Source organism: Enterococcus florum (assembly GCF_004309355.1).
Classification (GTDB): domain Bacteria; phylum Bacillota; class Bacilli; order Lactobacillales; family Enterococcaceae; genus Enterococcus_A; species Enterococcus_A florum.
In genome coordinates this window covers 123,641-136,655 of record NZ_BJCC01000010.1, presented here as the reverse complement: position 1 = coordinate 136,655, position 13,015 = coordinate 123,641, and the positions used below count along the sequence as shown (strand labels likewise).

The following is a 13,015-nucleotide window of genomic DNA, read 5'->3' as shown; positions in this document are numbered from 1 at the left end:
CTCACCTGCTTTATATTAAAATTGTTTGAAGAAGGGCGTGTTTACTGGTCCATCAATGTATTTCTTAAGTTCCTCATCTAGTTTCAACAATGAAATAGAAAAACCAGCCATTTCTAAAGCTGTTGCATATTCACCAACGTAATACCTGTGAACCGAAATACCAGCTGCTTTAAGACGCGCATTGACCCTGCGAACCACGATATATTGTTCATCCAAAGGAGTAGCCCCTAATCCATTGACTAAAACCGCTACCTCATTTCCTTTGACATAAGGAATATCTGCTAAGATTTTCTCCAGCAATTCATCAACGATCACATCTGCGGGCTCTAACGGTCCACGACGGAACCCGGTTTCTCCATGGATACCCATCCCGATCTCCATTTGGTTTTCTTCGATCGTAAAGCCGGCTTTTCCAACACGTGGAACGATACACGGAGTGAGCGCAACGCCCATCGTCCGAACGTTAGCGGCAGCCTTATCAGCTACACGTTTTACTTCATCAAGATTCAACATCGCATCTGCAGCTGCTCCAGCACATTTGTAAACAAAGAAGATGCCCGCCACTCCGCGACGCTTATTTTTTTCGTCTGGTGAAGCCGGTTTTTCCGTTGCGACATCATCCCCAGCCACCACGCTTTTCACTTCGATCCCGTCTTCAAAGTCCGCCATTTCTGCGGCCATATCAAAATTGAAAATATCCCCGTTATAGTTTCCGTAAATGTATAGAACACCTGATCCCGAATCGATTTCTTTGGTAACATTGTACATTTGCTCTGGACTAGGCGATTGAAAAACATCGCCGATCGTGCAGCCATCCAGCATTCCTTCACCAACATAGCCTAAAAACAAGGGCAAATGGCCCGACCCACCTCCTGTAGCAAGGCCGACTTTACCTGCTTTTTTAACTTTGGATACGTAACAATGCAGATCGTCTCCGGTAAATGCGACCATATCCGCATGGGCCGTATAAATTCCTTCCAGCATTTCTGTGACATAGTTCTCAGGAGCATTCATAATTTTTTTCATCATTGTTTTTAGCACTCTTTTAGGTGCTGTCTCCTTTCATAGATACTCATGGATAAAATGAAAAACAGTGACCGAGCTCAAAAATCCGGTCACTGTTTTCAAACGTTATTCCATATTTGCGTGACGGTAATCCATATCTTCTTGTTCCTGCTTCGTCGCCTTTTTCAAGTCCACGATCATGCTGTCATAGACCAACCAGGACAACTGTTCAAAAGAAGATCCATTTGGTTGAACAGAGGGGGCCTTTTCTACCGCTTCATCACGAGAAGAGATTCCTGGGATTCGAATATGGGCATCTGCCATCGAACCGATCGTGTTTTCAGGATGGATCGTGACCGTCGCCAGCAATGCACCTTCACTTTTGGCTTTCTTCGCCATCGTGACCAAGCTTTCCGTTTTTCCAGATCCAGAACCAACGATCAGCAAATCACCCTTTCGAATAGACGGTGTCGTAGGTTCCCCCACAAAGTTTGAATCAAAACCTAAATGCATCAGACGGTTCGAAAACGCACGAGCAGCAAAGCCAGAACGGCCCGCACCAACAATAAACACACGCTTCGCCTGCAGGATCAGCTCCTCGATTTTGGCTAATTGATCATTGTCCACTTGTTTTGCATCCTGAGCCAGCTCTTCAATGATCGCCAGCAAGTTTTTACATTCAGCCATCTTATTTCCCTGCCTTCTTATGTTCATCGATCGCATTACGAATCAAGCGAGCTTCCTCAACTGGATTTTCCGCCCGCGTGATTCCAGTTCCAACGATAATGATATCTGGGTTTAACTCCACATATTTTTGGATAGTTTGACTATTGATCCCACCTGCGACGGCGATTTTGGCTTTTTTCGCATGTTTGGTCATTACTTTTAGATCATCTAGCGGAGTACGGCCTAACACCTGTACATCTGCACCGGTATGAACAGCCAAAACATGTGCACCGATCTCTTCCAACTCCTCAATTCGTTTCGGCATATCCTCGACACAGATCATGTCTACCACAGTTTGCTTCTTGAAATCATTGGCTGCTTTAATACAGCCTTTGATGGTTACCAAATCACTAACGCCTAATGCCGTTACATATTCTGCTCCCGCTTCAAATCCTAGCTGCGACTCATAATAACCGCCATCCATGATTTTTTCGTCTGATAAAATTTCTTTTTCAGGAAATTTTTCTTTGAAACGACGTACCGCCTCCATGCCAGAATCAATGACAAAAGGGGTACCGATCTCAATGATGTCTATATACTCCGCTACCTGCTCTGCAAATTCCAATGCATCCTCTAATTTGTGTTCGTCCAATGCTAACTGTAATTTCATTTCTTACGCTCCTCAACTGTATTCTTTAGTAATTCTTCATCCCCACAGGACGACCTGACATATCCATCAATTCCTTGATCTCTTCATCTAAGTCAATGAACGTCAAAGAAGCACCTGACATATCCAGCGAGGTCACAAAGTCTCCAACGTAGACCTTATGAATAGTGTGCCCCTTTTCCTTCAAGATCTCCAAGACTTTTCCGACCAGGATGTACTGCTCCATCAGCATCGTACTGCCCAATCCAGAGAGCATGACCGAAAGCTCCCGCCCATCCTCAAAGGCAAAATCCTCTAGTAGCGTGCTCACCATTTCTTCTGCGATGGCATCTGCCTTTTTCAGCTCTTCCTTTCGAATCCCAGTTTCTCCATGGTGACCAATCCCAAATTCCATCGTTCCTGCTTCGATCTCAAAATTCGGTTTGCCGACTGCCGGAATCATGCACGGCTCCAAGCCGACACAAATACTGCGAGTCCGATCAACCACTTTTTGAGCAACTGCGATCACTTCATCCAAAGTACCGCCGGCTGCTGCTTTAGCCCCGCCGACCTTCCACATAAAATAGCCGCCGGCAATGCCATGACGCTTTTCTTTGGTTTCTTTTGGCGAAGACGCAACATCATCCGTTGCAACCACATACTTGACTTCGACCTCATCATCTTCTGCCATTTTGATCGCCATTTTTACATTCATGTTGTCTCCAGCATAATTTCCGAATAGGCAAGCGACACCTGCACCCGTATCTGCTTCAAGCATCGCGTCATAAAAGGCTTGAGCAGGAGGAGAAGCAAAGACTTCACCAATCGCTACCGCATCCAGCATTCCTTCCCCCACATAGCCGAGAAAGGCTGGCTCATGACCACTGCCTCCGCCGGTGATGACACCGACTTTTCCGTTTTGTTTTTGCTTTTTCACTACAACACGATCATTGGCCTTTGCTAGTTCGACCTCAGGATTTGCCAAAACAAAGCCCTTTAACATGTCCTCAACGACGAAATCCGGATCATTCACAAAACGCTGCACAAAATCTCCTCCTTTAAAGTAAGTTCTTCGTTCCTTCTGCTAAAGCCTCCAGTATCAAATAACATGAGGTCGCTCCAGCATCCTGGTGTCCTAGAGAGCGGTCACCGATTCGACTTGCCCGACCGACTTTTGCGGCCATCTGTTTGGTTGATTCCAGTCCAGCTTTTGCAGCCCGCTGCATTTCCTCCAGACACTCCTCAAAGCTGCTCGCTGACTCCTGCGCTTGATACGTCTCTACAGCTGGTATCAGCACATCCATCAAGGTTTTATCACCGATCTTCGCTTCTGTCAGCATAGCAATATTTTGATAGGCCTTTTCCAGCATCGCCCCGAAAACTTCTTTGGTAATCGCTGCTTGTTTTCTTGAAGCCACACTCAACCCGCGAAAGAAGCTGCCATACAACGGACCCATCGAACCCCCGATTTTATTGACCAGCACACCGCTGATGATCTTAAATCCCTCGCTCATGTTGATCTGTCCCTGATTCTCTATCTCTTTTTCTGCCATGGTGAAGCCCTTGCTCATATTGATCCCATGATCCCCATCACCACCAACACTATCAACTTCACTCAAATATTCCCGATTGGATTTGATCGTCTCGATGACCTTCACCACTACAGACAATCCGTCTTCATTCGTAAATGACTGTTCCATCAGCGTTCACCCTTTTGCTTTTGTAATTGTTGGTACTTTTGTACGATCGCTTGATGCATGGAACCTTCTGGCGGCAATTCAGTATAATGAGATACTGCATCGGAAATCCCATGTTCCTCAACGTAAGCCAGCAACTCTTTTGACTGCTGATCTTCAGAATCATCAAAAAGAAACACAGCCGCGATCCCTTCCAGCAGGTGATCATTTTTCAACTGATTTTCCTCACATTGATTAGCAGGCCCAACCAATCGTTCATTCGGCTCCAGCTTACGAATTGGCGAGCGGCAGACACGGGAAACCGTGTCTACTACTCCCGGCGTTTGGAAGCGGCGAATCGCAAAATCAATATAGCTGTCCAAGTCCTCTTTCGTGAATCCATATTTTTTTGCTAGTAAATCGGCGGATTCACCCATGACTTCTCGAGTTGCCTCTACCAGTTGTTCGTCTGCAAAGATATCTGACATGAGCGTATAGCCTTTGATTGCACCCATATAGCCAGACCATGCATGCCCGCAATTGATGATATAAAGTTTGCGCTCAATGTATTTCACCAAATGATCCGTATATTCTGTACCTTTGATCGGTAAACTTGTTGGATCGGCCAATTTAGTGCGTTCGATCACTAATTCAAAGTCTACACCGATGTTGATCACTTTTTCACCTGCTCGCTCATCTTCCAGCACCATTCGATCCACAGCAGTATTCGGAAAGGTCGCGACCTGCTCTAACTGGTCTTCAGTCAATTGTCCCAGCTTCAAGATCTCCTTTTTCAAAATTTCACTGTTGAACATTGCATTCTCACAAGCCAAAACATTGATTCTTTCCTTCGATTGCAAGAAACGTTGGTGTAACCCTTCCGAAATCATCGGTGCTACCTTTGGCAAGTTGTCTGCCCAAACAGCGGTCGTGAGAATATTCGCCGAAACAATTTCTTGGATCACCTCAGCCGCCTCGTCTACAGGAGATAGCGCCTTCACTCGGTCAATCGTTTTTTCCTGATACTTTTCTTCAATTACATAAAGATGATAGGAATGTGTCTGGTTGATTTGCTTATTCAGTTGTGCGTTGACATCTACCAATGTAATCTCATAGCCGGAATCATGCAGTAAATCGGCAATGAAGCCTCTGCCGATACTGCCCGCACCAAAATGCACTGCCTTCATAATTGCTTACCCCTCTTTATTAAAGTATGCCGGTAATTGCCCCAACCAATGAGATCGCTAAGATGATCAGCATGATCGCCACCATGTTTTGATTTTTCTTATTCAACCACCAGTAAATCCCTAACACAGCTAACAGCGGAAGTAGGCCTGGGACGATACTATCGATAATATTTTGTACGACAAACGGATCATTGCCCTTTCCAAACGTAAACTTCAACGGCGAACTCAATGCGACATAATTCGAGGAAAGTGCCCCCATCATAAACAGCCCCAACGTACTGGCACCATTGATCAATTCCTTGATTCGACCTGAACTCAGGATCTCGCGAATTGATGCACGCCCCATTTTATAGCCATAGACAGATAATTGTGTGCCGATAGCAATTTGAATGATTGGAAGCAGCAAGAGAACAAAGGCTCCAATGGGATTCCCGCTGGCAGACAGGCTGGCACCCAATGCGAAAATAATCGGTTTTAATGTCGCCCAGTCGATCGAATCACCTACTCCGGCTAATGGACCCATCAAACCAGTCTTCAAACCAGTGATCGCATCATCTTCGATCGGTTCCCCCTTCGCCTTTTGTTCCTCCAGTGCAATAACGATCCCGTTGATCGGAGATCCAAATACAGCCTCCGTATTGTAAAAAACGAGGTGCCGCTGTAATGCCGCCTTCATGTCTTCCTTGTCAGGATAGATTTTTTTGAAGATGGGAATCAATGAATAGCAAAAGCTAAGTGCTTGAAGGCGTTCATAGGAAATTCCGACTTCACAAAACATGTAATAGCGCAGCCAAGCATTTCTGACATCTTTTTCAGAGATTAATTTTTCTTCCATTTTTTTACCCCTCCACACTTGCTTTTTGATACATCGTAATCAGTAATATGGCACATAAGCCGAAGATCGCCGCCCCCAGCACTGGAATACCGCTGAACTGGATCAAGAAATAGCCGATGAAGAACCATGGCAGCAGTTCCTTTTTTCCGATAACGAACATCGTCAACGCAAACCCTAATGCTGGTAATAAGCCGCCTGCGACAGAGAAACCATGTGTCAGCCACTCAGGGACACTTGCCATAAAGTTGTTCACAGCATCTGCTCCATAGTAATTCGCTAAAAACGGAATCGGGAAACGAAGAATCAAGTTCAAAATCGTCGGATACACATTGTTGCACAGCATAATTTGTCTCGTGTTTCCTTCTTCCGCATAACGATCGGCCATGTGAACGAACGTAACATTCAACGTCTTTCTCAGCTGATCAATAAATACCCCCATTACCCCCACTGGTACAGCGATCGCAATCGCCAGCTCTGTCGACAAACCAGAATGCAGAGCAATTGGAATAGCGATCAAGCCAGCTAAACAATCATCAGCTGGTAGATTCGATCCAGCTGCGACCAATCCAATATAAAGGATTTGAACCGCCGCACCAATGATGATGGCCTGCTTTAAGTCGCCCATGATAACCCCAATAAATAGTGCAGAAAACAAAGGCTGCCGTATTGCGTGTGTGATACCGTATCCAACGTCAGTTTTCATGATCCAATAATAAATACCTGTAAAAATACTAACCCCTAACATACTCTCAACCCACTTTCTTACTTGCTTTTTCTAAGCTCAATTTTGGTTCCTCCGGTGTAACTTGGAACGTTACCTCAGCACCTTGCTCCTGAACAAAAGTTAAATTGGCGATGTCTGTTTTATCAACAGAAATTCCTTTGACAACAGATGTTCTGCCATTGCCGCTGCCTAGTCCGCCAACCTGTACCTGCTTAAATGTCACTCCCTTCTCAACTACTTCTCGCGCATCCTCAATATTTTTAAACAAAACAAGGATTTTTCCAGAATCAAATTTTCCGTCTTTTGCTCCTTGAACGAACTGTTCCTTCGAGATCACATCCACCTGCATACCCGGTGGTGCTGCGATCACATAGATATCTGCCATAAACTCATCAGCCGCTAATTCATCATTGACGACGATGATTGATTTCACATCGGTCAATTTGCTCCACTTTGTAATGACCTGACCATGGATCAATCGAAAATCAATCCGTACTAATCGAATTCCTTCCATCATTTTTCTGCCTTCCTTTCTTGCATGATTGTTTTTACATCTTTGATCCCTTCCATCGCACTTTTCATCAATTTCTCAGTCAACCCGTCATAATCCCCCTGCATTCTTGCCATTTCCGCCTCGATCAACATCGGTAAATTCACACCAGACAAGACGATCACATGGTCCTCTAAAGAAAATCGCGTCGCCACATTACAAGGCGTACCGCCAAACAAATCTGCGAGAATAATATACTGATCAAAGCCCTTTTCTAAAAGCGTTTTCAATTCTGTCATTAATTCCATTGGCTCCTTTTCAGCCTCTAACGAAATCGAAAAGACATCCTTCAGCTCACCTAAAATAAGTGCTCCCGAAGCAATCAGCTCTTCCCCAAAGTGTCCATGTGTCATTAATACGATTGCTGTTTTCATCTTCATCCCCTTCTATCCTCGTGACTTTCCTCCTGTAACATTGATGATCGTGCCAGTGATATACGATGAATGATCTGATTGCAAATAACTAACAAGATCAGCCACTTCTTGAAGCCTCCCGATTCTACCCAAAGGAATGATCTTGGTATAATCACCTTTGATTTCGTTCGATTGAATTCCACGCGTATAAGCCAGCTTTTCCATGTGCTTTTGATTACCCATTGGAGTCGGCTCGTTGATACCTGGCGCTACACCAATGACCCGAATGTTGAATTGACCTAATTCCTTAGCCCAGGAGAGAGTGAAGGAATTCACCGCTCCTTTAGTAGCTGAGTACCCACTTTGACCCTTGGACCCTTCCATCCCAGCTTCCGAAGAGATATTGACGATGACACCGCTTTTTTGCTTTATCATTTCCCGTGCTGCTGCTTGAGAAATTAGAAACAGCCCCTTTTGATTGACCTGGTACATGAGATCCAATTCCTCTTCACTCATTTCAAATTCAGGATTCTGATGATAATAATCCACTAAAAGATTCGGACGATTTGCCCCAGCATTGTTGACGAGCCCATCGACACGTCCAAATTCATTCACTGCCGTCTCGATACATTTCTCTGCATCTGCCTTTTTTGTGATATCGCAAGGAATAAATAAAACACGGTCACTTGACGTCTGCTCCTCATTTTCCACCAGATCAGCGATAACTACTTTGGCCCCGTTATCCAGTAAATTGCGAACGATGTTCTCGCCGATCCCCATACTTCCTCCCGTGACTACGATTACCTTTTGCGAAAGATCAAGCCATTTTCCACACATAGTTTTCCTCCTCTTTTGACATAGAGACATCATTACGTCACTACATCGTTATAATATGTATTATAGAGAAATAGTTGCATTTGTCAACGCTTTCTTTTCAAGATTTCTTAATATTTTTGCCTTTAACACCAAATTTTGATATCATCTTAAGTGGTAATGACGTCATGATTAATACAGCGATACTAAGAAAGGATAACGATATGGAAGCAATTGACAAGACCAGTCCTCTTCCCTTGTATTTTCAAGTAAAAGAGGACATTGAAAAGAAAATCAAAGACGAAATCTATATAGAGGGAGAGGCACTGCCTTCAGAAATCGCCCTAATCGATCAATATAATGTGAGCCGTACGACCATTCGCCAAGCTGTTGAGCAGTTAGTGAATGATGGTCTTCTTGAAAGGAGACGCGGGAAAGGAACGTTTGTCAGAAAAAGAGAGGTCTTTTCTTGGGATGTTTCGGAATTACGCAGTTTTAATGATGTTGCTCAAAAGAAACAATTTTCGACGAGTACAAAAGTCTTATCGATCGAGATTGTAGAGAGCGATGAGGTTGTTCGCCGCATTTTTAAAGATAAATATACCCATTTTTATCATTTGGAACGGTTGCGGTACGTCGAAAACCAGCCTTCAGAAATTGTGACTACCTATGTTCCTACTTCGATTGCGTCAAATTTAGACAAGTTTGACTTTTCAAAGATCTCCTTGTTTGATATTTTGCGGGAAACCTATAATATTGATATTTCTCATGCTGAAAAAAAATTCACTGCAATCAATTGCTCTAGTGAAGATGCTCAGATCTTAAACATCAGAAAAAACGATGCGCTGCAGCTAGTAGAAACTGTCACCTTTGACAGTTCAGATAATCCGATCGAGTACTCCATCGCTCGTGATAAGGGCTTGATCTCTACCTTTAAGGTTACGTTTAAAAAGTAGAGCATTTTCTTAACCTGTGTTTACGAAGATGTTTTTCAGCACAAATTAAAAGAAACAGCGATGGGAATTTCCTTTGGGGAAATCCCGCCGCTGTTTTTGTCCAATAATTATGCTTTCAAGAAAACAAATACGTTTGATCTACCTGATCATTTTCTTCGGCAATTCGAGATTCATACTGCAGGATTTTTCGTGCCTGCAGTATTCTGTAGTGCTGATTGTCAGAAACACAAGACATTTATCAGAGAACGGCTTACTATGCAACCTCTAAGATGCACAAAAAAGCCCAAGGAAAGCAAACTCTCCTTGGACCTCAGTGATCATTCTTTAGAATTAATCTTGCAGCAACTCTTTGACGATGGCATTGACTTGATTTCCGTCGGCTTTTCCTTTGACCTTCGGCATCACAGCCCCCATCACCTTGCCAAATTCCTTTGGTGAAGTTGCGCCGGTAGCTTCGATCGCTTCTTTGACGATGCTGCGGATTTCCTCTTCGGAAAGCTGCGCAGGCATGTAGGTTTCCACGATCTTGATTTCATTTTTGACTTTTTCTGTCAAATCGTCACGACCAGCTTTTTCAAACTCTGCTAGTGAATCGCGGCGTTGTTTCATCTCACGAGACAAAACTGTTAACTCTTCATCACCGCTCAATTCGTGACCTGCATTGATCTGTTCATTTTGAATCGAAGCCTTCAACATGCGGATGACCTGCAAGGTTTCTTTGTCCTTGCTTTTCATTGCGCGTTTCATATCTTCGTTCAACGTAGTAAGTAGTGACATCAAATCACTCCTGTCATACTAGAATTTCTTACGTTTTCTAGCTGCTTCTGATTTTTTCTTACGTTTCACACTAGGCTTTTCATAAAATTCACGTTTACGAGATTCTTGCAAAGTCCCCGCTTTTGAAACGGAACGTTTGAAGCGACGAAGAGCATCGTCAAGAGATTCATTTTTACGAACCACTGTTTTTGACATATAAATTCCCTCCCTCCGAGCTTAAAAAGTAACCGTTTTTGTTATTGAAATCTACTTTCAAAAAACAAGACTGTCCATTAGTTATTATATCGAATGCAGAAAAGTGAGTCAAGGCAATGAGGAGGTTTTTATTTTCCCAGAAATTAAACGAATTTTTTACAGTCTGAGCAACGACCGTATAATTCGAAACGATGTCCCTCGATCTCACAGTCATCCAGCTGCTCTTTGAAAAAATCCATCGGACACATATGGATCTCCTTGGTTTTTCCGCAAACGGTACAAATGAAGTGATGGTGATGCCCAAAATCTTCGCTGCAGCTGAAACGAAACTTCATCTCCCCCTGATAATCGGTATCCTCAACAATGCCGATCTCGACGAACTCTCTCAAGTTTCGATAGACCGTATCGTAACTTAACCCAGGAAACAAGCCGTTCAAATGCTCATAGATCTCCCGGGCAGCCGTATACCGGTTCTTTTTGATTAGAAAGTTCAACAACGCTTCCCGTTTTTTTGTATACTTAAATCCGTTCTCCTTCACCTTAAACAAGGCCTTTTCCAGCAGCGTTGGCTGTGCCATATCCTATTCCTCCCGAAGTTAAATCGTAATGATTCTGAATAAGAAATATGGTATAATAGATTTACTAATTATGCAAGGGGAAAATTTATGGAAAACGAAAACCAACCAAGTTTAGTAACGATCTTTATTATTTCAGACTCCGCTGGAGAGACGGCATCTAAACTTGCTCAAGCCTCTATGGCACAATACCCGACCGTCGAATTTTGTCTTTTTCGCCGAACCTTTATTCATTCAAAAGAATTATTGCTAAAGGCACTAAAAGATGCGAAAGAAGAAAACGGCATGGTCATTCACACCCTGATCAATCCTGAATTATCAAAATTAACTGAGGAATTCTGCGATCATGCAGGCCTTTTCCATATGGATCTATTGAATCCAGTCGTAACAGAGATCGGCAAGCGGGCACAAATCGAACCTACTGGTGAACCTGGGGCGCTTCACCACCTGAACGATAATTATTTCAAACGAATCAAAGCCATGGAATTCGCTGTGAAATACGATGACGGCAAAGACCCGCGAGGCTTTTTAGAAGCGGATGTCGTTCTTTTAGGCGTATCCAGAACCTCAAAAACACCCTTGAGCTTGTATCTGGCAAATAAAAACCTAAAAGTGGCCAACCTGCCCTTGATCCCACAGGCACATATTCCAAAACAGCTTTTCGAGATGGATCCGAAAAAAATCGTCGGCTTGACCAATGATCCCGAAGTCTTAATCGGCATTCGCAAAGAACGCATGCGGGCCTATGGAATGAACCCAGAGACCGCCTATTCAGACCGCAATAAAATTCAGGCCGAGCTTGATTTTGCCAACGACCTGTATCATCAACTAGGCTGTGAGATCATCAATGTAGCCAATCTCTCGATCGAAGAAACCGCAGCGATCATCATGAGCGCGCTGGATCTTGAAGACCATAGTTATTACTTTATGGAGGAAAATGGGGAGTGATCTCTTTTTGAATCAATCGCACAGACGGCTAAGTGGAACGCTTGGCCGTCTATTTTTGATTTTCTAGTCTTAAAAACTAAAAAGCGCCTTTTTAAGCTGTTAAAAGAGAAATCAAGTCACCCACACCCAAAACAGCTGTACATCTTCACTCCGATGCACAACTGTTTTCCATTCTATTAGTGAAAACTACCTTCTTTGACTCTGAATCTCAAAAATCCTTGAGCGTTCATACGGTGTTTCCTGATACACATCGTTGATCCAGTTATGGAAAAATAGATATGCATGGCCGCGCCAGCGATTAATGATCTGGCCCTGCTCATCCTTATAATTTTCTGGCGGTTCAGTCGACATCCCTTTTGACTGATCCCGCAGATACTCATTTTCCAACGTGTCTGAATCATATTCGAAATGGCCCAGCAGAAAGACTTTGTGCCCATCATCAGATAACAAGATGGAGGGTGCCCCTGTCTCATCTACGGCAACGACTTCGATTGGGCTGTCGTTGACTTGCTGCCGATTGATCCCCGTGTACCTAGATTGAGGTGCCCAAAAAACATCATCAAAACCGCGAAAAAGCCGATGCTTCGTTAGCAGCTTCTGTGGAAAGATCCCGAAAAGCTTTTCTTCAAATAAGATTTTTTCAATCCCAAAATGATAGTACATTCCTGCCTGTGCACCCCAGCAGATATGGATGACCGAAGTGACATGTGTCTGGCTCCAAGCAAGGATTTCGGTCAGTTCCTTCCAATAATCCACCTTTTCAAAGGGCAGCTTTTCGATTGGAGCCCCTGTAATGATGAAGCCGTCATAGCAGGTTTCTTTGATTTCATTGAAGTCTAAATAGAACTTATCCAAGTGACTTTTGCTGGTATTTTTATGAACATGAGAGGCGATTTTCATAAAGTCGACATCGATCTGCAAAGGGCTCTGGCTGATCAAGCGCAGCAACTGCGTCTCGGTAGCGATTTTATCCGGCATTAAATTTAAGATCAGTAATTTCAAAGGTCGAATATCCTGATGCTCTGCTCGATGGTTGTCGATAGCAAAAATGTCCTCCTTCTCCAAAACCGATTTTGCCGGAAAGTCTTCATGTAAACGAATCGGCATGG

The 13,015-nt window shown here is 43.7% G+C and carries 17 protein-coding genes; 2 read left to right on the top strand and 15 right to left on the bottom strand.

The features are described from left to right. Positions 1 to 15: 15 nt before the first annotated feature. The 11 genes from NRIC_RS06760 to NRIC_RS06710 form a co-directional block, all read right to left on the bottom strand. Entirely contained in the window at positions 16 to 1,029 is a 1,014-nt protein-coding gene (locus tag NRIC_RS06760; RefSeq protein ID WP_227873753.1) for a dihydroxyacetone kinase subunit DhaK, read from the bottom strand. A gap of 102 nt (positions 1,030 to 1,131) precedes the next feature. Beyond that, the gene (hxlB, locus tag NRIC_RS06755) at positions 1,132 to 1,692 is read right to left on the bottom strand and encodes a 6-phospho-3-hexuloisomerase (protein WP_146621932.1); all 561 of its coding nucleotides are present in this window, start codon (positions 1,690 to 1,692) and stop codon (positions 1,132 to 1,134) included. Between the two features lies 1 nt (position 1,693). Continuing rightward, the gene (gene hxlA / locus NRIC_RS06750; protein ID WP_146621931.1) at positions 1,694 to 2,341 is read right to left on the bottom strand and encodes a 3-hexulose-6-phosphate synthase; all 648 of its coding nucleotides are present in this window, start codon (positions 2,339 to 2,341) and stop codon (positions 1,694 to 1,696) included. 25 nt (positions 2,342 to 2,366) lie between these two features. Continuing rightward, a complete protein-coding gene (locus tag NRIC_RS06745) occupies positions 2,367 to 3,362 on the bottom strand; it encodes a dihydroxyacetone kinase subunit DhaK (RefSeq protein WP_146621930.1) in 996 nt (331 codons plus the stop codon). Positions 3,363 to 3,375: 13 nt separating this feature from the next. Further along, positions 3,376 to 4,017 (bottom strand): dihydroxyacetone kinase subunit DhaL, encoded by a 642-nt coding sequence (dhaL, locus tag NRIC_RS06740; protein WP_146621929.1) that lies wholly within the window; start codon positions 4,015 to 4,017, stop codon positions 3,376 to 3,378. Then, complete coding sequence (locus NRIC_RS06735) at positions 4,017 to 5,180, bottom strand: mannitol-1-phosphate 5-dehydrogenase (RefSeq protein WP_146621928.1); 1,164 nt, start codon at positions 5,178 to 5,180, stop codon at positions 4,017 to 4,019. Before NRIC_RS06735 ends, dhaL begins: the two co-directional genes overlap by 1 nt. 19 nt (positions 5,181 to 5,199) lie before the next feature. Continuing rightward, positions 5,200 to 6,015, bottom strand: a complete 816-nt coding sequence (locus tag NRIC_RS06730) for a PTS system mannose/fructose/sorbose family transporter subunit IID (protein ID WP_146621927.1) — start codon at positions 6,013 to 6,015, stop codon at positions 5,200 to 5,202. A gap of 4 nt (positions 6,016 to 6,019) precedes the next feature. Next, complete coding sequence (locus NRIC_RS06725; RefSeq protein ID WP_146621926.1) at positions 6,020 to 6,760, bottom strand: PTS mannose/fructose/sorbose/N-acetylgalactosamine transporter subunit IIC; 741 nt, start codon at positions 6,758 to 6,760, stop codon at positions 6,020 to 6,022. Between the two features lie 4 nt (positions 6,761 to 6,764). Beyond that, positions 6,765 to 7,256: a PTS sugar transporter subunit IIB gene (locus tag NRIC_RS06720; RefSeq protein ID WP_146621925.1), complete on the bottom strand. Its 492-nt coding sequence runs from the start codon at positions 7,254 to 7,256 to the stop codon at positions 6,765 to 6,767. Beyond that, positions 7,253 to 7,663, bottom strand: coding sequence for a PTS sugar transporter subunit IIA (locus NRIC_RS06715; RefSeq protein WP_227873752.1), 411 nt, complete (start codon positions 7,661 to 7,663; stop codon positions 7,253 to 7,255). The genes NRIC_RS06720 and NRIC_RS06715 overlap by 4 nt, the downstream gene beginning before the upstream one ends. A gap of 12 nt (positions 7,664 to 7,675) precedes the next feature. Then, positions 7,676 to 8,479, bottom strand: a complete 804-nt coding sequence (locus tag NRIC_RS06710; RefSeq protein WP_146621923.1) for an SDR family oxidoreductase — start codon at positions 8,477 to 8,479, stop codon at positions 7,676 to 7,678. A gap of 200 nt (positions 8,480 to 8,679) precedes the next feature. Between NRIC_RS06710 and NRIC_RS06705 the strand changes: the two genes are divergently transcribed. Beyond that, entirely contained in the window at positions 8,680 to 9,411 is a 732-nt protein-coding gene (locus NRIC_RS06705) for a GntR family transcriptional regulator (RefSeq protein WP_146621922.1), read from the top strand. A 330-nt stretch (positions 9,412 to 9,741) separates the two neighbouring features. Here NRIC_RS06705 and NRIC_RS06700 read toward each other — a convergent pair whose 3' ends face one another. The 3 genes from NRIC_RS06700 to NRIC_RS06690 form a co-directional block, all read right to left on the bottom strand. After that, positions 9,742 to 10,188 carry a GatB/YqeY domain-containing protein gene (locus NRIC_RS06700; protein WP_146621921.1) on the bottom strand — a complete coding sequence of 149 codons (447 nt, stop codon included), beginning with the start codon at positions 10,186 to 10,188 and terminating at the stop codon, positions 9,742 to 9,744. 18 nt (positions 10,189 to 10,206) lie between these two features. After that, positions 10,207 to 10,383, bottom strand: a complete 177-nt coding sequence (gene rpsU / locus NRIC_RS06695; protein WP_002356740.1) for a 30S ribosomal protein S21 — start codon at positions 10,381 to 10,383, stop codon at positions 10,207 to 10,209. Between the two features lie 143 nt (positions 10,384 to 10,526). Then, positions 10,527 to 10,961: a Fur family transcriptional regulator gene (locus NRIC_RS06690; RefSeq protein WP_146621920.1), complete on the bottom strand. Its 435-nt coding sequence runs from the start codon at positions 10,959 to 10,961 to the stop codon at positions 10,527 to 10,529. Between the two features lie 87 nt (positions 10,962 to 11,048). Here NRIC_RS06690 and NRIC_RS06685 point away from each other — a divergent pair, with 87 nt between their 5' ends. After that, a complete protein-coding gene (locus NRIC_RS06685) occupies positions 11,049 to 11,906 on the top strand; it encodes a pyruvate, water dikinase regulatory protein (RefSeq protein ID WP_146621919.1) in 858 nt (285 codons plus the stop codon). A 186-nt stretch (positions 11,907 to 12,092) separates the two neighbouring features. On the opposite strand, the gene NRIC_RS06680 is transcribed toward NRIC_RS06685, so the two are convergent. Continuing rightward, a complete protein-coding gene (locus tag NRIC_RS06680) occupies positions 12,093 to 13,013 on the bottom strand; it encodes a homoserine O-succinyltransferase (RefSeq protein ID WP_146621918.1) in 921 nt (306 codons plus the stop codon). Positions 13,014 to 13,015 lie beyond the last annotated feature (2 nt).

Excerpts from the sequence above, each read along its gene's own strand:
- NRIC_RS06735 (WP_146621928.1), bottom strand. The coding sequence starts at position 5,180 with ATGAAGGCAGTGCATTTTGGTGCGGGCAGTATCGGCAGAGGCTTCATT.
- NRIC_RS06760 (WP_227873753.1), bottom strand. The coding sequence starts at position 1,029 with ATGATGAAAAAAATTATGAATGCTCCTGAGAACTATGTCACAGAAATG.
- NRIC_RS06730 (WP_146621927.1), bottom strand. The coding sequence starts at position 6,015 with ATGGAAGAAAAATTAATCTCTGAAAAAGATGTCAGAAATGCTTGGCTG.
- NRIC_RS06685 (WP_146621919.1), top strand. The coding sequence starts at position 11,049 with ATGGAAAACGAAAACCAACCAAGTTTAGTAACGATCTTTATTATTTCA.
- NRIC_RS06705 (WP_146621922.1), top strand. The coding sequence starts at position 8,680 with ATGGAAGCAATTGACAAGACCAGTCCTCTTCCCTTGTATTTTCAAGTA.
- rpsU (WP_002356740.1), bottom strand. The coding sequence starts at position 10,383 with ATGTCAAAAACAGTGGTTCGTAAAAATGAATCTCTTGACGATGCTCTT.
- hxlA (WP_146621931.1), bottom strand. The coding sequence starts at position 2,341 with ATGAAATTACAGTTAGCATTGGACGAACACAAATTAGAGGATGCATTG.
- NRIC_RS06690 (WP_146621920.1), bottom strand. The coding sequence starts at position 10,961 with ATGGCACAGCCAACGCTGCTGGAAAAGGCCTTGTTTAAGGTGAAGGAG.
- hxlB (WP_146621932.1), bottom strand. The coding sequence starts at position 1,692 with ATGGCTGAATGTAAAAACTTGCTGGCGATCATTGAAGAGCTGGCTCAG.
- NRIC_RS06710 (WP_146621923.1), bottom strand. The coding sequence starts at position 8,479 with ATGTGTGGAAAATGGCTTGATCTTTCGCAAAAGGTAATCGTAGTCACG.
- NRIC_RS06700 (WP_146621921.1), bottom strand. The coding sequence starts at position 10,188 with ATGTCACTACTTACTACGTTGAACGAAGATATGAAACGCGCAATGAAA.
- dhaL (WP_146621929.1), bottom strand. The coding sequence starts at position 4,017 with ATGGAACAGTCATTTACGAATGAAGACGGATTGTCTGTAGTGGTGAAG.
- NRIC_RS06720 (WP_146621925.1), bottom strand. The coding sequence starts at position 7,256 with ATGATGGAAGGAATTCGATTAGTACGGATTGATTTTCGATTGATCCAT.
- NRIC_RS06725 (WP_146621926.1), bottom strand. The coding sequence starts at position 6,760 with ATGTTAGGGGTTAGTATTTTTACAGGTATTTATTATTGGATCATGAAA.
- NRIC_RS06680 (WP_146621918.1), bottom strand. The coding sequence starts at position 13,013 with ATGCCGATTCGTTTACATGAAGACTTTCCGGCAAAATCGGTTTTGGAG.
- NRIC_RS06715 (WP_227873752.1), bottom strand. The coding sequence starts at position 7,663 with ATGAAAACAGCAATCGTATTAATGACACATGGACACTTTGGGGAAGAG.